This is a genomic window from Mucilaginibacter sp. Mucisp73 (assembly GCF_059491465.1).
This window is the reverse complement of sequence record NZ_CP168507.1, coordinates 2,417,571-2,437,199: the sequence shown is the minus strand read 5'-3', so window position 1 is coordinate 2,437,199 and position 19,629 is coordinate 2,417,571. Positions and strand designations below refer to the sequence as shown.

The window sequence follows — 19,629 nt, the reverse complement described above, 5'->3', positions numbered from 1 at the left end:
TTGCTTTTAGCTTTCATAAGTCTTACAGCTCATTTAGCCGGTTCCGTAGCTTCTTTGGCTGAGTTCAGGAACACGAACTGGTTATCAAACATATCTATTTTAATAACGCTGTCTTTATCAACTGTACCCGCCAGGATCTGTTTACTCAACTCGTTCAGGATCTTTTTCTGGATAACGCGTTTTAACGGGCGTGCACCAAATTGAGGATCATAACCTAACTGGGCCAACCAATCTAAGGCTTCATCGGATGCTTCGATAGTTACACCCATTTCGGCAAGGGTTTGCTGTACCTGTTTAAACTGCAGCTTAACGATATCATGAATTTCATCGCGGTTAAGCGGGGTAAACATGATGATTTCATCTATCCTGTTCAAAAACTCCGGACGGATAGTTGCCCTTAACAAATTGAACAGCTCGTTTTTGGTTTTTGCCACCAGTTCATCGCGGTTTTCGTCCTCCAGGTTTTGGAAGTTTTCCTGGATGATGTTTGAACCAATGTTGGAGGTCATGATGATGATAGTATTCTTAAAATTCACCACACGGCCTTTATTATCAGTTAAGCGGCCATCATCCAGCACCTGCAGCAGGATGTTAAATACATCAGGATGGGCTTTTTCAATTTCATCCAGCAGTACCACGCTGTAAGGCTTGCGACGAACAGCCTCGGTTAACTGTCCGCCTTCATCATACCCAACATAGCCCGGAGGCGCTCCTATCAGCCTTGAAACAGCATGGCGTTCCTGGTATTCACTCATATCTATCCTCACAAGTGCGCCTTCATCATTAAACAGGTATTCGGCCAGGGCCTTAGCCAGCTCGGTTTTACCAACACCGGTTGTACCTAAAAATATGAACGACCCTATTGGCCTGCGTTTATCCTGCAAACCTGCGCGGCTGCGGCGGATGGCGTCACTTATTGCTTCAATAGCTTCTTCTTGTCCTGCCACACGTTTGTGCAATTCATCTTCAAGGTTGAGCAATTTCTCGCGCTCGCTCTGAATCATCTTGCTTACCGGGATGCCTGTCCAGCGGCTTACTACACCGGCAATATCATCGGCGGTAACCTCTTCCTTCAGCATGCGGCTGTCGCTTTGGTTTTCAAGGAGGGCGGCTTTCAACTTTTCAACTTCGGCCTGGGCTTCAACTATAGTTCCGTAGCGAAGTTCCGCTACCTTGCCATAATCACCTGCACGTTCGGCCTGTTCAGCTTCCAGTTTATAATTTTCAATCAGCTCAACCTTAGTATTGATGCCATCAACAAGGTCTTTTTCGCCTTTCCATTTGGCACGTAATGAATCACGCTGTTGCGACAGATTGGCTATTTCCTCACTGAGTTCGGCAACCTTACGGTCGTCTTTTTCACGTTTGATAGCTTCGCGCTCAATTTCAAGCTGCATGATGCGGCGTTCCAGTTCGTCAACCACCTCCGGTACCGAATCCATCTCCAATCGAAGTTTTGATGCAGCTTCATCCATCAAGTCGATAGCTTTATCCGGTAAAAACCTGTCGGAAATATAGCGTTGTGACATTTCGACAGAGGCGATGATCGCTTCGTCTTTGATCCTCACTTTGTGGTGGGTTTCATAACGTTCTTTCAGTCCACGTAAAATAGATATGGCGTCGGCAGCATCAGGTTCTTCAACCATTACTTTCTGGAAACGGCGTTCCAAAGCTTTATCTTTTTCAAGGTACTTCTGGTATTCATTAAGGGTAGTAGCACCAATTGAACGAAGCTCACCACGAGCCAGGGCCGGTTTCAGGATATTGGCCGCATCCATAGCGCCTTCTCCCCCGCCTGCACCTACCAGCGTATGGATCTCATCTATAAAAAGGATGATCTCCCCGTCGCTTTGGGTAACCTCTTTTACAACTGCTTTCAGCCGTTCTTCAAACTCTCCCTTATATTTGGCGCCTGCAATGAGTGCGCCCATATCCAACGAGTATACCACTTTGGTTTTAAGGCTCTCAGGTACATCACCCTTGATGATCCTGAAAGCTATTCCTTCGGCAATGGCAGTTTTACCAACTCCGGGCTCGCCAACCAAAATCGGGTTGTTTTTGGTACGGCGTGACAGAATCTGGATAACCCGGCGAATTTCATCGTCGCGGCCGATAACCGGATCCAGCTTGCCCGAACCGGCATATTCGTTCAGGTTACGGGCGTATTTGTTGAGGGCATTATAAGTGGCTTCGGCGTTTTGATCGGTTACTTTGCTATCGCCGCGGAGTTCAACAATGGCTTTTTTTAGGTCTTTTTCATTAACACCCGAATCTTTCAGGATGCTGCTTACCGCACCACCGGCGGCTAAAATGCCTAACAGCACATGCTCAACAGATACAAATTCGTCTTTAAATTCTTTTAAATATCCCGACGCTTTTTGCAAAGCAGAATTTGCTTCGGACGAAAGGTATACGTTGCTGCCGCTTACCTTGGGGAACGATGCAATTTGCGCATCTAACGTATCATTTAACCTGTTCAGGTTAACATTTAATTTCTTTAATAAGTAGGTAATTACATTTTCATCAACCAGCAATAAGCCTTTAAGCAGATGCGCGGTCTCAATTGCTTGCTGTTGGTTACCAACAGCAATTTCAGATGCCTTTTGTACGGCTTCCTGAGCTTTTATGGTAAAGTTGTTAAAATTCATAGTACTCATTGTTGATCAATTTATCGGCCATAGTATCCATAGTGAAAAATTGTCATTTAAAATTAAACCACAATGACACTTTGCCATAATTATTAGCAATTTAGACATTACTATTAACAATAGCACGAGGCAATTTGTCGTTTAATACGTTAAACAATGATAAAAGTATGCGTCAAGTGGAGATGTTTAAGGACGCTAAATAGATCAGATGAACTTAACAACACCGCACTAACAGACAGGCGTGAGCTTGCCTGTTAGTAAAATACTGTGTAACGGATAAAACAATTGCGAGTGTGCAATTCTTGTTGTCTATAAATGGAGGGCTATAATGTGATGAGGTTTAGTCAGCCAGCCGCGGGTTTAATTATCCAATTTATCAACTTTAACTAAATTGCAGGTCCAGGCAAGCCCTTTTCCGCCATTTCTTCCGTCAACTACGCCACTTGTCTTCATCGTTTTTCTATCGCTGCTTAACGTATAATAATTGGCATACTGCCTTCCTTTGAGATCATATGTAGCGTTGGGCCTCGCATCTGTAATCGTCAATACATAAATACTGTCGGATAAGACTTTAAAAGTACCACTGTGCGTAACGATCTGCACATTATTTTCTTTTGCAATGTTATAAAAGCTGCCGTCTGACCTGAATACGACTTGAGATCCCGGATTGGTTGTATCCTTCCAGAAGCCTACAAACGGTTTAATTTCTTTCTGATTAGCTCTTTCTACAGTTCTGCAGGAAAAAGTTGTTAATACAGTAATGAGAATTGCGATAAATTTAAGAGATTTCATTAACATGTGATTTTGGTTTTATGATGTGTAAATTATACTTATCCCTTTTTTAGAAACAATCAAGGTTCATCAAAATAGGCTTATACCTTCATTGACCGAATATTTAGTAAAAGGGTTAATCACACAATGTCACATTTCTGTTACATTATTTGAAAATATTTTTATAATTTTGTTTAACCCATAAAATTTAATTGAACACCCATTTCTTTTTTAACAGTCTCCCGGTAAAATACCGGTCGCAATACCGTTTGCATTATACTTACCAAAACCTGGTGGCCATAAGGGGTGCCAGTATAGTATTTTTATTGCTTAATGTAATTATCCGGATCCTTTATCTTGTATTCCCCATTAGCTTAACCAAAGCTCAAAACTTTCCCGAGTTTAATTTCAGCAACTGGGTTTTCATTATTATAACTCCTGTTTTCCTGATAGCCAGTAACCTTTTTATCGTTAGTTTCAAAAGCCATAAAAAAGCTACAACAGGCATGTCATTGCTTGTGTTTTTGTTTGCGCTTTATATTATTGTTTGCGGCATGTATTCCAGCTTTATAGCCACCTCCAATCCGAGTAATGCCCTAACCTTATATCTTGTCGCTTTAAGCTTAATCAGCGTGATAATTGTTTTTGAATACTATGAAACCGTATTGCTGCTTATTGCTATTGAGCTTTTTTTTACTTCCCTGCTATTTTACAGTGAAACGCCGGCTACGGATATGTTGTATAACCAGTTGATCTCAGCTATCTTACTTTCCGGCTTTTATTTTATCTCAAGGTACTTTTTTTCCTACAAGGCCAACTATTATTTTCAGGTGATCGAGATCCGCGAAAAAAATTCGGAAATTGAAAAAGCAAGCGAGTTTAAAAACCAGGTGTTGGGTATGGTTGCCCATGACTTGCGTAACCCGATAGCTGCTGTGGAATCAATTGCCATGATGATGGAACTTGATGAGGTAGATGAGGAGACACAAGACAACATCAATATGATGAAGGCATCCTGCGTAAAAGCGCGGAGTATTATTGATGACTTACTGGAGGCAGCCCGAAACGAGAACATAGCGGTTATTGAAACTCAAGATATCGAGCTTAACCAATGGCTTAACAACATAGTGGGCGAATGGAAATTACAGCTGGGCAATAAAGTTAATGTGCTGTTCAGCAGTTCGGTAAGTGTTGCCCATGCGCTCATAAATAACGAAAAATTTCACCGGGTTATTGATAACCTGATTAGCAATGCGGTGAAATTTTCTAAAAACCGGGATAATGTGGATGTGCGCCTGCTTAAACTAAACGATACGGTAGTTATTGAAGTTCAGGATTACGGCATGGGCATCCCTGCCAATATGCTGCCGGAGATCTTTAACCAATTTTCAAAAGCCGGCCGAGCCGGTTTACGCGGCGAAAAGTCGACCGGGCTTGGGTTGAGCATTGTACGCCAGATCATTGAAAAGCATAAAGGCACTATCAGCGTTACCAGCACCGAGGGACAGGGTTCAACGTTCAGGATCACCTTGCCGGCAGTTAATTCGTTTTAGGATATTAAACAAGTCTTTGTTTATCCAGGTAATCTTCTCACATGACCGCTTAAAATGGGTGCCATACTGAGCCCGTCGAAGTATGGCGGACAGGGCCTCTGCTCACGAGTCTTCGACGGGCTCTGACTGACAGTCCCTCTTTGTCATCTAACCTTCATAGTCCATGGATTTTAATCACTCAGCATGACGGCGTAGACGCGTCATTTCACCTTCAAGCATTTATAATTTGCTACATTAAACAACCTCAATGGTCACGGTACCTCCTGCCTTAAGGGCCTCAAAAATCTTTGTATTGAGTTTAGCTGTAGCCATTGTACTATGCAGAACAGCATCAACGCCTTTATCTTCACCAGGGAGAAGGCAGCCGTCGGTGTCCTTGGCAAAATTGCCAACATGGATCTCAATTCCGGCGAAACCGGGTACATTCTCTAATAATGGCAGGTTTTCGTTGTGTTTGGGGCTGAAAAATTTGACTACATTATAAGTTCCTGTAGGTATGGCTGTTTGCGTTTTAATTTTTATTGATGCAATTTGAGCAAGGCTCATACCGCTATTTAGCCCTCTGTCTACGTCTTCCAGTATAAAACATTCGAAGGCGCCATTTATTGATAATTCGCCAATGGTTGATTGTTTGGTTTTAATTTTTCTTTCGAGTTTTAAGTTTAGGTTCATGATACTGGTTTTTAATTGCTAATATTAGTAATTAAAAATCTAATTATCAATAGATTATATCGATAAAAGTAAATTTATCTTTGAAGATTATTCTTCCTTTGATTTATAGAACCTGTTATCGAAATTAACCAAAAACAGTTCGGTAGTGGCTCGGGTAAGAGCTGTATAAAACCACCGCAGAAAATCCATATTGATCATTTCATCGGTTACATACCCCTGATCAACAAAAACTGCATCCCATTGGCCGCCCTGTGCTTTATGGCAGGTAATGGCATAGGCAAATTTTATTTGCAAGGCATTGTAATATGGATTGAGCTTCAGTTCATTGTGCATCGCCCTTTTGTTGGGCAAATGTTCATAGTCCTTCATTACTTCCTGGTAAAACCGTTTCTGATCATTCTGGCTTAACGCGGGCGAATCGGCATAAAGCGTATCAAGCAAAACCTTACAATCGAGGGTTGGATCTTCGGCATAGTCAATAAATTCGAGCTGCACATCGGCAAAACGAAAACCATACATCTCTTCGGTGCGGCGTACTTTTACTATACGGGCAATATCGCCGTTGGCAATAAACGCGGTACTATTTTCATCTTTATCCTGCAGCCAAAAGTAATTATTCTTTACTATCATGATCTGATCGCCGCCGGTAAGCTCCTCCTCCCGGTATAAAATGCGGTTTCGAATTTGCCCGTTGTACAAATTGGCATTTTTGTTTGAGCGGCAAATGATAAGTGTACGATCATAGCCGTATTTACGGTAAGCGTACTCCAGGCCTTCGGGCAATCGCTCGCCGGTCATCCTGAAAACATCTTTAAACCCCTTGGTTACAATTTTAGGTATCTCGATGATCTCTTCGCGTATCAGATCGCGGATATTGGTTGCGTTATATAAAATGCCCGAATTCTTTTGCTGGCGCAAAACCTCGGTAAGTTCATAACTGAATATCGACAGGCCAAATTTATCGCCCATAAGCTGCACGTCGAGCGCGGGGCTGTCGTCGGCCCCTACAGGCGGTAACTGTGCGGTATCCCCTACCAGTATCAGCTTGCAGTTTTTATCATTATAAACATATCTTAGTAAATCAAATAATAACGACACGTGATTGCTGCCCATGGCCTCATCCGAGATCATGGAGGCCTCATCAACAATAAAAAGCGTATCGCTGGCCAGGTTATCGGCAAGGGCAAAACCATCATCGATCGTCAAGGCCGATTTTTTACGGTAAATGCGCTTATGAATTGTAAAAGCTTTTCGCCCGGAGTAATTGGTAATGACCTTGGCGGCACGTCCGGTTGGGGCAAGCAGCACGGCTTTATAGTTATAATGCTTCAGTGCCTTTACCAGCGCGCCCACGATAGTTGTTTTCCCGGTGCCGGCATAGCCTTTCAGAATAAAGCATTCGTCGCCTTCGGTACTTTTTAAAAAGGCATGCAGCTTGCTAAAAAGTTCCGTTTGCTGGCCTGTTGGCTCATGCGGAAATGACTGACGGATATGATCGGGACTTAACACCCTGCAAAAATGATGATAAGTAATTTAATTCAGTAAGATTAGTTTTACATTTGAGCCATGGAATTTGACGAAAACAAAGAGGAAGAAAAATACAGCGAAGACGATTATGTAGATATTTACTCCAAAAGGGCGATATTTTGGTTTTCGTTTTTTAACCTGATATTTGGCGGGGTGCTGCTGGTTATCAATTTATACAATGCAGGTTACAGAAAGGCAGTTCCGGCGGTGCTGGCTTTTGTATTATTTTTTTCCTATCTCTCCTACTTTGTTATCATGCATTCGGGCGTTAACCTGCAACAGGTTGTTGATGCTATGAATGTAACGGCTAAAGGCGGCCAGCCAACACCGGCGCAGGTTACAGCAATGCTTTCGGTAGCAGGCCTTAACATAGGTTTTGGGCTGATTGGTGCTTTAATTCTAAGCCAGTTTTTTTTCAGGAGATATTTTCCGGATAATGATTATTATCCTAAGCCTGTAGGGTTGCCGATTTTGATATTTATCATCCTGATGATATTAACCCGTATTTTATAACAGCATACCAATTTGTACCTCGGTAATTACTGTATCTGCCAAAAAATATTACTTTTGTTAAAACCGGTATGAACGAACACAATTATACTTACCACGATGATAACTTTAGTTTAGATAAAACTGAGGACTATACTTTATTAATACAGGTTGAAGACAAATCGTTTTCGTACGCCATAAGTAATAACGGCAAGCTAATAGCCTGGGCCGAAAATTACCCATTTGATGAGCTAAGCGATCCGCAGGAATTGCTTGACCTGCTGTCGGCCAAATACGGGCAAATGATTATCGGTTTACCTGCTCATAGCTTTACACTGGTGCCTGCAGAATTGTTTAGCAGCGAGCGCCTGCCAAACCTGGCCCGTTTCCTGGATGTGAAAGCCGACAGCAAAGTTATAGCCCAGGTATTAGATAAGGAAAACATCATTGTATACAATACCAGCGAAGCCATTGTGAGTACCGCGGAAGAATTTGGCATCCGTAATACCGTTTTTACATCAAAAGGGTGGTTAACCGCCATTGCCCAAAACAATCCCGGCAACGACTGCCTTTACCTCAATATTGAAAAAGAAAAGGTGGAGATAGCTCATTTTGCATCCGGCAAACTGCGTTTCTATAACTCTTTTGATTTTAATGGCGATGATGAACTGGTTTACTTTACTGTGCTGGTTGCTAATGAACTTAACCTCGAAGCTAAATATACCAGCTTATATGTAAGCGGTAACATTGATGCCGACAGTAAAGGACTAAGTCGCCTGGCCGAATTTTTTAAAGCGGCCGAAGTCAATAATTTACAGGTATTACAATTACCCGCGGAGGTTGTAGCTCACAGGGTGTTATCAATAGCGGCTCTTTCATTATGCGCATTATCGGAGGCAGTTTAAAAGGCTTAAGGCTTAATCCGCCAAAAAATCTTCCTGTTCGTCCTACAACCGATTTGGCAAAAGAAGCTTTATTTAATATCCTGCTTAACCAAATAGAATTTGAAGGCATTAAAGTGCTTGACCTGTTTAGCGGCACTGGCAACATCTCGCTTGAATTTGCTTCACGCGGAGCTTCAGAAGTTATATCTGTCGACAGGAGTATTCATTGCGTTAATTATCTTAAAGATACCTCGCGGCAGCATAAGCTTACGCAAATAAAAACTTACCGTGAAGATGTATTCAAATACCTGAATATTGAAACGGAACAGTACGACCTGATATTTGCCGACCCGCCCTATGACCTGAACAGGATCCCCGATTTGCCAAAAGTTATTTTTGAAAAGAACCTGCTTAAACCTGATGGCCTGTTGATTGTTGAACACCAGTCTCTGCAAAATTTGAGTAATCATCCCGCTTTTGTTGAACAAAGAAAATACGGGCATTCGTCATTTTCGTTTTTCAGACCGGTTTAGATATCTGCCTTTAAAATAACTATCCCGCTTTCTTTAAAGCCCTTTAACCGCTCAGGATCTGCATCGGTAATGATCGCGTTGATGATATCTAATCCTGCAAAATTAAGATAGGTTTCCTTGCTTATTTTGCTGGCATCACACAGAATGTAGGTAAATGCGCTGTTTGCCGCGAAAGCTGTTGTAATGGATGCTTCATGTTCACTATTGGCAAACAATCCAGCTTCCGAAATACCGTCAACACCCAAAAAAGCTTTGGTTGCCCTGTACTTTTGAATATGCTCAATAGCTGTAGTTCCATGTACAGCCTGTCGCTCTTTATCCAACTCCCCTCCTATTATATTAACACTTACAGTGCAATCCTGCAGCTCATATACTACAGGTAATGAATTTGTTATCACCTTTATCTTCTTATTTTTAATGAACTGGCATAACCTAAAAACAGTACTCCCGCAATCCATAAAAATAATATCCCCGTCGGTGATTTGTGATGCGGCCCTGCGGCAAATGGCATCTTTAACAGCTGCGTTTTGAGCGCTTTTATTTGCAAAGCTATGTGGCTTTTCGTGGGGATTAACTTTTGTTGCTCCTCCATGAGTACGGTAAAGCAATCCATCGGCTGCTAACTGGTTCAGGTCGCGGCGTGCTGTAATTTCTGAAATATTCAGTACGACAGCCAATTGCTTTATATCAACCTCTCCGCTTTGACTGAGCTGCTCAATTATTTTTTGTTTTCTTTTTGGAAAGTTCATGTTATCAATCCTATTTTCGTTCAAAAATAATCATTATTAATCATAATCGATCAAGTAAAAATGAATCAAATCAAAATTCTTAATACCGATATTTTATCAGATAACTGGTACATCCTTAAAAAAGTAACTTACGAGGTTACGGAAAAAGACGGTAATACCGCTGTGCAAAGCCGTGAAGCTTACGACCGCGGCAACGGCGCAACCATTTTGCTTTATAATAAAGCACAGTCATCTGTAATATTAACCAGGCAATTCAGGCTGCCAACCTATATCAACGGCAACCCAGACGGCATGCTGATTGAATGTTGTGCCGGTTTGCTTGATAAGGATAATCCGGAAGATTGCATCCGTAAGGAAACTGAGGAAGAAACCGGTTATAAAATAACGGATGTTAAAAAGGTTTTCGAAGCTTATATGTCGCCGGGCTCTGTTACCGAAATCCTTTACTTTTTTGTTGCCGAATATGCCAAAGAAATGAAAGTTAGCGACGGCGGCGGGCTTGCCCACGAAAATGAAAATATTGAAGTTTTAGAGCTGCCATTCAGCGAAGCCCTGCAAATGGTAAAAACCGGGGAAATAAAAGATGGCAAAACAATTATGCTTTTACAGTATGCTCAATTAGCTTCGCTGGTTTAGGTTGTTTTAGTGATCAAATGAATGGTTCAACTTGTCAGATACAAAGCCGCTCATTAAATAATGCCGATAAAAGGCAAAAAACAACCGTTCATTTAAACAACCCAATCAACTATTCATTAATTTTACTCCATGAAGATAGCCCTTTTTCCAGGTTCATTTGATCCGCTTACTAAAGCTCATGTTGATATTGTGAAACGATCTGTTGAGCTTTTTGATAAGCTTTACATAGGTATCGGCGTAAACAGCAGCAAAAAGGGGTTGCTGAGTGTTGAACAGCGCGAACAAATGATCAGGGCCGTTTTCGCGCACGATGAACGGATCCACGTGATAGCCTATGAAGGCCTTACTGTCGATTTTTGCAAGAGCATAGGCGCCGCTTACATGATCAGGGGAATCCGTACAGTATCAGACTTTGAGTATGAAAAAGCGATTGCCCAGATGAACCATTCGCTGGCACCCGACATCGAAAGCATATTTATTGTAAGCAAGCCCGGTTATTCATCCATCAGTTCAACCATTGTACGCGAAATCATCCGCTATAATGGCGATGTAAGCCAGTTTATTCCGAAAGAGGCATTACCTTATTTGTAACCAGCTTTTCTTTGTGCAACACATCCATTATGGATGGAAATGTATTTTCAATTATCGGTTCAATATGATGGTGTTCAAACCAGCGCACATCGGTAATACCCTCTTCTTTTTGAGGTTTTAGCTTTTCTTTACCCTTACTTGTCATGGCAAACCAATGCGTTTTCTTAAGCACTACCTCGCCGCGGTTAACATATACATGGTATGTTTTACAAATTTTTTCTCCCAGTTCGCTTACTTTTATGCCGCACTCCTCCTCTACTTCGCGCACCGCCGCTTCTTTTACCTTTTCGTCTTTTTCTATTTTGCCTTTGGGCAGGTCCCATTTATCATTACGATAAATGAATAAATATTGCCCCTTAGTGTTCATAACCAGGCCCCCTGCCGCTTCAATAAGTGTAATATTCTTTTTAACTGCTTTAAGATACACCTTAGCGTTGGCTGTTTTTATGTAGAACAGTTTGTTAGGATTAGCGAGGATCCAGGTATATATAATTTTAAGGTCAAAGGTCTCTGCATCAAGCCTTTCAAAATTATCTGCATGCTTTGGTTCAGATTCTGTGAGCAGGATAACCTTTTCGTTAATATAAATTCTGTATTTTTGAGCCATGTTTACTAATAATGAGATCGAACAACAAGTAGCCGAATTCCTGCTGCAAATTAAAGCAATTAAATTACAACCCAATAATCCTTTTACATGGGCATCGGGCTGGAAATCTCCAATTTACTGCGATAACCGCGTTACACTTTCTCATCCAACTATCCGCACTTACATCAGGCAGCAATTAGTGGCAGCCATACAGGATAAATTCGGGTCGGTTGGCTGCATTGCAGGTGTGGCAACCGCAGGTATACCGCAAGGTGCATTAGTAGCCCAGGAATTAGGCCTTCCATTTATCTATGTACGTTCAAAACCTAAAGAGCATGGCACAGGCAGCATGATTGAGGGCGATGCCGCTACTACTTCAGGCAAGCGGGTTGTAGTTATTGAAGATCTGCTTTCAACCGGTAAAAGCAGCTTGCAGGCCGTTGAAGCGTTGCGTGCCGCAGGTTATGACGTTGCGGGCCTGGCGGCGATATTTACTTATGGCTTTGACATTGCCGACGAAAACTTTAAACAGGCCAACTGCCCATACGTAACCCTGTCAAACTATAATGCACTTATTAAATACGCGGAAGAACATCAGTTCATTAACGAAAAGGATGTAAATCTGCTCAAGCAGTGGCGCGAAAATCCATCAACCTGGGGCGAAATGGCTGCAAGTTAAGACCGTTGATTTTTTTGATTTCGATGATTGCGCTGATTTTTGATTGTTCGTCAGCGGAATTTATTTCAAATCTCAAATCTAATATCAAATCTATCCATGAATACATTCACCAGTACGATAAGTATTAACAAGCCTTTAATGGAGGTTTACGATTTTCTGGCCGATTTCAATAATCACCGTCAACTGATGCCTGATAATATCCAGGAATGGACATCCACCCGGGATGAAGCCCGTTTCAGTATCCAGAATATGGCCAAGCTTGCTTTGAAAATTGAGGAGCGTGTGCCCGGTCAACTGATAAGGATCATACCTGCCGAGAAACCTCCATTTAACCTGGAACTAAAATGGTCGTTATCTTTCAATAACGACCATACTGATATTTTATTCACCATTGCCGCAGAGCTTAGCATGATGATGAAAATGCTGGCATCAGGTCCGCTTCAAAAATTGGCCGACCATGAAACACAAAGCTTATTTAATATTTTAAACTAAGCATAGGGCGTTGCCCTAAAGCTTATAATTAATATATTTTTAATATACTTTGCGCTTTTGTGTATTGTTAATGGCTATTACCACATTGATGACAATTAAACCTATAATTAATGCTCCCATGACCATTGTTAAATAATTTAAATAAATTTTTATACTGTATGTTAGTCAAAGGCTGTACCATTATATTATAACCGGTTAGATATAGCGATTAAACGTATTAAATATACTTTTAGTTTACACTCCATTATCATTTCTGTGTAATTGTGTACCCATGGATTTAATTTTATGGGGAAAAATTGCTGCTCAAAAAATCCCCATCCATAATATCAGCACCATATATCGTTAAAATGAAGATTTTACCGTACTTTTGCGCCAAATTAGAGGTGCAGCATGATCACGGTATCCAATCTTTCTTTACGTTATGGTAAGCGTACTTTGTTTGAAGACGTAAACCTGAAATTTACACAGGGCAACTGTTATGGTATTATTGGCGCCAATGGCGCGGGTAAGTCAACATTCCTGAAAATTCTTTCGGGCGATATTGACCCAACCAGCGGCTCGGTGAGCTTTACTCCCGGCGAACGCATGGCTGTTTTGAGCCAAAACCATTACGCTTTTGACGAATTCACAGTTATCGAAACGGTGATGATGGGCCATAAGGAAATGTACGCCATAATGAAGGAGAAAGACGCTATTTATCTTAAAGAAGATTTTAGCGATGCCGATGGCGAACGCGCGGGTGAACTGGAAAACCTTTTTGCCGAAATGGACGGCTGGAATGCCGAAAGCAACGCCGCTACCCTGCTCAGCAACCTTGGCATTAAAGAAGAATTTCACTATCAACTGGTTAAAGACCTTGATAACACTCAAAAAGTACGTGTTTTATTAGCCCAGGCACTTTTTGGCAAACCGGATATCCTGCTGCTGGATGAGCCTACCAACGATTTGGACATCCACACCATTAGCTGGCTGGAAGATTTCCTTGCATCATATGAAGCTATTGTACTGGTAGTATCGCACGACAGGCACTTCCTGGATACTGTGTGTACCCACGTAGTAGATATCGATTTTGGTAAAATGACCATTTATACCGGCAACTATACCTTCTGGTACGAATCGAGCCAATTGGCCCTTAAACAACGTGCCGAACAAAATAAGAAAGCCGAAGATAAAGTTAAAGAGCTCCAGGAGTTTATCCGCAGGTTTAGTGCCAACGCGTCCAAATCAAAACAGGCAACCAGCCGTAAAAAAGCATTGGATAAGATCAACCTGGATGAAATTCAGCCATCAAACCGTAAATACCCAGGTATTATTTTCAACAACCTGGGCCGTGAAGCCGGCGATCAGATCCTGACCGTTGAAAACCTGGGCAAAACCCTTAATGGCGAGGTGCTGTTCAATAATATCACCTTCACTGTAAACAAAGGCGATAAAATTTCTATCCTGTCGCAAAACAGTTTGGCAACTACTGCTTTCTATAATATTTTAACAGGCCGCGATAAAGATTTTACAGGCACCTTTAAATGGGGTGTAACCATTAACGCGGCTGATATCCCTAACGACAGCAGCGAATACTTCGACGGCAAAAACGACAACCTAATTGACTGGCTGCGCGAATATTCACCCGGCGAAAAAGACGATCAGTTTATCCGCGGATTTTTAGGCCGGATGCTGTTTTCGGGCGAAGAAGTTATGAAAAAATGCAGTGTGCTATCTGGTGGCGAAAAAATGCGCTGTATGTTTAGCCGTATGATGCTGCAGCAAGCCAACCTGCTGATGTTTGATGAACCAACCAACCACCTCGACCTGGAATCGATCACAGCGCTTAACAATGGTATGAAAGACTTCCGCGGCACTATCCTGTTCACCTCACGGGATCATGAACTGGTTGAAACGGTAGCCAATCGGATTATTGAGTTAACACCAGGTGGTTATATTGATAAACTCATGACCTATGATGAATACATTAACAGCCCCGTAGTGCAAAAACAACAGGAGGATTTATACGCCGCTGTATAATAACCGGTAAGGAATATATGAGGCCTGGTAGTATAATACTACCGGGCCTTTATATTTTATAACCTATAATAAGTTAAACCCGGAGGCCTGCGTTTCGAGCTGATTAATAGTAGATTCGTCGCTAAACAGGTAAAAATGATCTTTAGTGTACGAATATTGAACATTTAAGCCGTTTTGGGCAATAAAATCTTTAACAACACTTTCATACAGCAGTTTGTTAATTTTGAGTAATTTTCTTTTTTTCATGAGAGATAGATATTAAGTTTTACAATTTAAGCACCTTTTGTTAAAATTCCAACAAAAAAATTAACATTTTGTTATGAAGTTGCTATAATTAACTTTTTTTGGCCGAGCCGGGAATAAAATGAACACCAGGAAGATGAAAGCGTGTTATTACTCCAACCTTTAATTTTACAATAAGCAGATTAAAATAATTAATAACTATGAGTAATTCCGCCTGCTGAAAAAGAAAATAATTTGCATATTTGCAACCCGGCAAAAGCTGGCACACTTGACTCCGTAGCTCAGCTGGTAGAGCAAATGACTCTTAATCATTGGGTCGAGAGTTCGAATCTCTCCGGGGTCACTTTTTTAGGCAAGTTGTCAATTTTATTGGCAACTTTTTTTTATGACTTCACAACCGATAAACAGGCCGTGTTTGGCATCGACAAATGTTTCTAATTAAAATGAGCCCTGGCTTTAATCAACAACCCGTTGAATTTGTATCAATATTTTCTTAGGTTTGAGAAAACTACAAACTACCTAAACTCAATTGATGCCTTTTATATTCCATTTTACATTTTATGACATTGCGTTTTTAGGTGCCGTATTTATCAGCTTAACGCTATCATTATTTTTATGGATAGCTCCAAAGGAGAACCAGTTTGCAAACCGCTGGCTGGCAATATTAATGGTCGTTGTTGCTTTATGGATCATCCGGGTTTTGGTAGCGGATATTGACCTGGCAAAGAATAATCCATTACTGAACCTAATGCCATTGCAGTTTTCAATGGCATTAGGCCCTTTAATTTATTTTTACATACGGCAAATAACCCGGCCCGAGTATATCTTCCGTCGCAAAGACTTTCTGCACTTCGTCCCTTTGCTGTATGAATTAAGTATTCAGGAATTTGCTGCAATACAGAACATGAAGGCTGGCCAAACTATCTACCATACATTTAGTTTCGTAGTGCCGTTATTCGCATTCCTGTCATTTATGATTTATTTGTACCTGTGCCGGCTGCAGATTAATCACTATTACCGGAAAAAAGAGTTTAACGGGGGCGACCGATACCGGAATGAGTTACTTTGGTTAGATCGCTCTGTTAACAAACTGGCTGTGTTATGGTTATTATGGATACCATTTACAGCTGTTGACTATTTTCATTATCATTATGAATTAAGCGTACAGCATTACTATCCCCTGTATCTTCTTTTGATATCCATGATCATATGGATCGCAGCCAGAATCCATTTAAAAACAGAAACTGTTATGACGGTTAATGTTGCCGTAAAACAATTATTACCGGCAGGTTTGAAGCAGAAAGCTTCCTGGTTAAAAATGGAAGTTAAAGAGAAAGGTTATTACCGGGACGCAGAATTAACTCTGAACTCGCTTGCCGAAAAGCTCGGCTTGCATACTCATGAATTATCCCGGATTATTAATACAGTTTTCAAAAAAAGCTTCAACGATTTTATTAATGAATACCGTGTACGTGAGGTTGCACTCAAAATGCAGAATCCGTCGCATGATCATATCACCTTGCTCGGTCTTGCCTATGAGTCAGGCTTTAATTCACAAAGTAGCTTTCACCGTATTTTTAAGCAATTTACCGGTAAAACCCCTCTTGAATATAAAAATCACCTTCAAAAAGTTCTCCCAACTTATAACTTGAGAGGTTTTGCCCAACCTATGCCGCTAATATTGAACCATGTAAACCCTTCGGGGTGGACACGTGAAACATTAACCGGCAGTCATATGATAAAAAACTATTTTAAAATTGCGTTCCGCGGATTTTGGAGGCATAAGCTATTTACACTGATAAATGTTATTGGTTTATCCATCGGCATAAGCGCTTTCCTGGCCATTTACTTTATTGTACACTACGATTTTACGTTTGATAAATTTCACAAAGACAGCGACCGGATTTACCGCGTTGTGATGAATATGTCGTTTCAGGGGCATAAAAATTATTCAAGTGGCCTATTTGGCCCGCTGGCTGGGGCAATTAAAAACGAGGCCACAGGAATAGAAGAAATTACGCCGGTGTATTCACTATGGCCTCGTTTTGTTTATATCGACAAAGATAAAAATGCACAAAAGCGCTTTAAAGATCTGGACAGGATAACACTTGCCGACCAGCAATATTTTAAAATTTTTAATTATGTATGGCTTGCCGGCTCATCGCAACACGCGCTTGATGCGCCCGGCCAGGTGGTATTAACATCCCAACAAGCCAGGCTTTACTTCCCCTCGTTATCCTATCATGACATGATTGGTAAAGTAATCACCTACGATACCCTTAAAACAACCGTTAGCGGGATAGTTGAAACGTTTACTAAAAATAGCGACTTCACCTTTCATGACTTTATTTCCTTTAGTACCGCAACAACTAATAAACAATTAGCTGATGACCTGCACATAAACAATTGGAACAGAATCTCTGGGGCGGCGGAGATTTTTATAAAGCTGGCACCTGGCGTTTCTGCTACCGGGGTTGTAAAACAGATCAATACCATTTTCAAAAAAAATAATCTGCCGCCTACCAATCCAAAAATGCCTGCGCCAACTATAAACATGGCCTTGCAACCATTAGATGATATTCACTTCAATCCCGACTACAATATTTTTTATTTCTCATCGCCGGCCAGCAAAACCACACTTTACGGATTATTGGTATCCGCTATCTTTTTGCTGTTGCTGGCATGTATTAATTATGTGAATTTAACTACCGCTCAGGCCACCCAAAGAGCAAAAGAAATTGGGATCCGCAAAACTTTGGGTAGCAGCCGGATACAATTAATAGTTCAGTTTTTAGGCGAAACATTTTTTATAACATTCTTTGCGGTTTGTATATCGGTGTTGCTTGCGCCAATTATTTTAAAAATGTTTGCCGACGTTATATCCCTGGATATTCATGCTAATATTCTGCAGCCGGATGTAATACTCTTCCTGCTTATTTTAACTATTGTCATAAGTATTTTGTCAGGCTTTTATCCTGCAATTGTGTTATCGGGCTACAAGCCGGTATCGGTATTAAAAAACCAGGTGCAGGGCAATAGCAATAACACACGAAACGCGTGGTTCCGTAAATCGCTTACGGTTTCGCAGTTTGTTGTAGCCCAGTTTTTTATGATGGCTACCATTTTGGTAAGCAGGCAAATTTATTACGCCTTACATAAAAACCTCGGGTTTAAAAAGGATGCTATTCTGCTTATTACCACACCCTGGGAAACAAGTAAGGCCAGCACCAACCAGGTACTGCTAAATGAATTCAGGTTGATGCCGCAGGTTGCCCTTGTAGGTTTGGGCAATGACGCACCTTCGGCTGATGCATTTAACAGAACACGGATGACTTACAACGATGGAAAAAAACAAATTACAACAGAAGAAATAATAGTTAAGTCTGGAGATGAGGATTACATCAAAATATACCAGATAAAGTTGCTTGCCGGGAGAAACATAACCGAAGCCGACACCGGGAAAGCTATCCTCATTAACAATACTTACGCTAAATTATTAGGGTTTACTGACCCCAATAAAGCTATCGGGAAGCAGTTGAATTGGTTTAGTGGCCGAATTATTAATATTATTGGCGTAGTTGCCGATTTTAATCAGCGGTCGCTCCATTCCGCGATTTATCCATCAATCATAACATCGGGCAGTCCAATACCCGAGCCAATGAGAACCTTACACGTTAGCTTGAAACCTGAAACCGCAGGCGGTAAGGAATGGAAAACCGCGATTACAAATATGGGTAGGGCCTTGAAGAAAGCTTATCCCGACGATGATTTTGATTGCCATTTTTACGACGAAACGATAGCACGTTTTTACGACGCAGAGCAACATACCTCAACCCTGCTTAGCTGGGCAACAGGTTTCTCCATATTGATCAGTTGCCTCGGGCTGTTAGGCCTTGCCGTATATACCACCAACCAACGCACAAAGGAAATTGGTATCCGCAAAGTATTTGGCGCCAGTGTTGCGCAAATAGTGATCCTGCTATCAACCGAACTGATATCGCTTATTTTACTGGCTTTTGTTATAGTAACACCAATTGCATGGTACGCCGTAAATAAATGGATGGAAAGTTTTGCCGACCATGTGGCTATTAGCTGGTGGGTATTTGTTATCAGCGGTGCTGGAATGCTGCTAATAGGATTATTTACCTTAAGTTTCCGAACCATTAGGGCTGGCATGGCGCCCCCGGTGAAGAGTTTGCGAAATGAATAACAGCATATCACTGCTTTCATTTAACAAGTTGCAAAAAAACCATACATACTATCTGGCGAAGGTGCCCGAATATTATAAGTTCATATAGCTACTTTTGGCATAGGTTATAAGTCTAAATCCGCAAATAAAGCAAATCAAATAGGAAATAGTTCGAGAGCTACACAACATAGCCACTTAATAGTCAAGTAGTTAGCCTCACTAAATTTAGTGAGGCTTTTTTATCTCACACATTTGTCACTCAATTTGATGATTATAGCATAATGTGGAAAAGTTTTTGGCATTACGATAGTAGTGATATATCTTCAAATAGATCACTTATGCTGTTTTTAAGATTCGTTGTTCCATTA

Annotated in this window: 17 protein-coding genes and 1 tRNA gene; 11 read left to right on the top strand and 7 right to left on the bottom strand. The window is 41.2% G+C overall.

Annotated features, from left to right (window positions below):
• Positions 1 to 29: 29 nt before the first annotated feature.
• Both clpB and ACEN82_RS10270 read right to left on the bottom strand, forming a co-directional pair.
• Positions 30 to 2,648 carry an ATP-dependent chaperone ClpB gene (gene clpB, locus ACEN82_RS10275; protein ID WP_090525930.1) on the bottom strand — a complete coding sequence of 873 codons (2,619 nt, stop codon included), beginning with the start codon at positions 2,646 to 2,648 and terminating at the stop codon, positions 30 to 32.
• 360 nt (positions 2,649 to 3,008) lie between these two features.
• Positions 3,009 to 3,440, bottom strand: a complete 432-nt coding sequence (locus ACEN82_RS10270; RefSeq protein ID WP_413322741.1) for a DUF4488 domain-containing protein — start codon at positions 3,438 to 3,440, stop codon at positions 3,009 to 3,011.
• Between the two features lie 191 nt (positions 3,441 to 3,631).
• Here ACEN82_RS10270 and ACEN82_RS10265 point away from each other — a divergent pair, with 191 nt between their 5' ends.
• Entirely contained in the window at positions 3,632 to 4,972 is a 1,341-nt protein-coding gene (locus ACEN82_RS10265) for a sensor histidine kinase (RefSeq protein WP_413322740.1), read from the top strand.
• A 234-nt stretch (positions 4,973 to 5,206) separates the two neighbouring features.
• Here ACEN82_RS10265 and ACEN82_RS10260 read toward each other — a convergent pair whose 3' ends face one another.
• Together ACEN82_RS10260 and ACEN82_RS10255 are read right to left on the bottom strand one after the other, a co-directional pair.
• Positions 5,207 to 5,644, bottom strand: a complete 438-nt coding sequence (locus ACEN82_RS10260; protein ID WP_373613639.1) for a DUF5675 family protein — start codon at positions 5,642 to 5,644, stop codon at positions 5,207 to 5,209.
• A gap of 87 nt (positions 5,645 to 5,731) precedes the next feature.
• Entirely contained in the window at positions 5,732 to 7,153 is a 1,422-nt protein-coding gene (locus ACEN82_RS10255; RefSeq protein ID WP_413322739.1) for an ATP-dependent DNA helicase, read from the bottom strand.
• 57 nt (positions 7,154 to 7,210) lie between these two features.
• Here ACEN82_RS10255 and ACEN82_RS10250 point away from each other — a divergent pair, with 57 nt between their 5' ends.
• From ACEN82_RS10250 to rsmD, 3 genes are all read left to right on the top strand, one after another.
• Positions 7,211 to 7,684, top strand: a complete 474-nt coding sequence (locus ACEN82_RS10250) for a hypothetical protein (protein ID WP_090525935.1) — start codon at positions 7,211 to 7,213, stop codon at positions 7,682 to 7,684.
• Positions 7,685 to 7,752: 68 nt separating this feature from the next.
• On the top strand, positions 7,753 to 8,565 hold the full coding sequence (locus ACEN82_RS10245) for a DUF3822 family protein (protein ID WP_413322738.1): 813 nt from the start codon (positions 7,753 to 7,755) through the stop codon (positions 8,563 to 8,565).
• A complete protein-coding gene (gene rsmD / locus ACEN82_RS10240) occupies positions 8,541 to 9,077 on the top strand; it encodes a 16S rRNA (guanine(966)-N(2))-methyltransferase RsmD (RefSeq protein WP_090525937.1) in 537 nt (178 codons plus the stop codon). The genes ACEN82_RS10245 and rsmD overlap by 25 nt, the downstream gene beginning before the upstream one ends.
• Here rsmD and ACEN82_RS10235 read toward each other — a convergent pair.
• Positions 9,074 to 9,826, bottom strand: coding sequence for a DeoR/GlpR family DNA-binding transcription regulator (locus tag ACEN82_RS10235; protein WP_413322737.1), 753 nt, complete (start codon positions 9,824 to 9,826; stop codon positions 9,074 to 9,076). The two genes, rsmD and ACEN82_RS10235, sit on opposite strands and share 4 nt — an antisense overlap.
• A 60-nt stretch (positions 9,827 to 9,886) precedes the next feature.
• Here ACEN82_RS10235 and nudK point away from each other — a divergent pair, with 60 nt between their 5' ends.
• On the top strand, positions 9,887 to 10,462 hold the full coding sequence (nudK, locus tag ACEN82_RS10230) for a GDP-mannose pyrophosphatase NudK (RefSeq protein WP_090525939.1): 576 nt from the start codon (positions 9,887 to 9,889) through the stop codon (positions 10,460 to 10,462).
• 129 nt (positions 10,463 to 10,591) lie between these two features.
• Positions 10,592 to 11,053 carry a pantetheine-phosphate adenylyltransferase gene (gene coaD / locus ACEN82_RS10225; protein WP_176626870.1) on the top strand — a complete coding sequence of 154 codons (462 nt, stop codon included), beginning with the start codon at positions 10,592 to 10,594 and terminating at the stop codon, positions 11,051 to 11,053.
• Here the strand turns inward: coaD and ACEN82_RS10220 are convergent.
• On the bottom strand, positions 11,022 to 11,660 hold the full coding sequence (locus ACEN82_RS10220; protein ID WP_090525941.1) for an NUDIX hydrolase: 639 nt from the start codon (positions 11,658 to 11,660) through the stop codon (positions 11,022 to 11,024). The genes coaD and ACEN82_RS10220 overlap by 32 nt on opposite strands.
• Between ACEN82_RS10220 and pyrE the strand changes: the two genes are divergently transcribed.
• From pyrE to ACEN82_RS10205, 3 genes are all read left to right on the top strand, one after another.
• Positions 11,659 to 12,318, top strand: coding sequence for an orotate phosphoribosyltransferase (gene pyrE / locus ACEN82_RS10215; RefSeq protein ID WP_129570221.1), 660 nt, complete (start codon positions 11,659 to 11,661; stop codon positions 12,316 to 12,318). The two genes, ACEN82_RS10220 and pyrE, sit on opposite strands and share 2 nt — an antisense overlap.
• A gap of 96 nt (positions 12,319 to 12,414) precedes the next feature.
• Complete coding sequence (locus ACEN82_RS10210; protein WP_413322736.1) at positions 12,415 to 12,810, top strand: SRPBCC family protein; 396 nt, start codon at positions 12,415 to 12,417, stop codon at positions 12,808 to 12,810.
• A gap of 390 nt (positions 12,811 to 13,200) precedes the next feature.
• The gene (locus ACEN82_RS10205) at positions 13,201 to 14,829 is read left to right on the top strand and encodes an ABC-F family ATP-binding cassette domain-containing protein (RefSeq protein WP_413322735.1); all 1,629 of its coding nucleotides are present in this window, start codon (positions 13,201 to 13,203) and stop codon (positions 14,827 to 14,829) included.
• Between the two features lie 63 nt (positions 14,830 to 14,892).
• Here the strand turns inward: ACEN82_RS10205 and ACEN82_RS10200 are convergent, their stop codons facing one another.
• Positions 14,893 to 15,075, bottom strand: a complete 183-nt coding sequence (locus ACEN82_RS10200; RefSeq protein WP_091164514.1) for a hypothetical protein — start codon at positions 15,073 to 15,075, stop codon at positions 14,893 to 14,895.
• A gap of 267 nt (positions 15,076 to 15,342) precedes the next feature.
• On the opposite strand from ACEN82_RS10200, the gene ACEN82_RS10195 reads away from it, so the two are divergent.
• Both ACEN82_RS10195 and ACEN82_RS10190 read left to right on the top strand, forming a co-directional pair.
• Positions 15,343 to 15,415: transfer RNA gene (locus ACEN82_RS10195), tRNA-Lys, on the top strand.
• Positions 15,416 to 15,604: 189 nt separating this feature from the next.
• Positions 15,605 to 19,282, top strand: coding sequence for an ABC transporter permease (locus ACEN82_RS10190; protein WP_413322734.1), 3,678 nt, complete (start codon positions 15,605 to 15,607; stop codon positions 19,280 to 19,282).
• Positions 19,283 to 19,629: the final 347 nt, after the last annotated feature.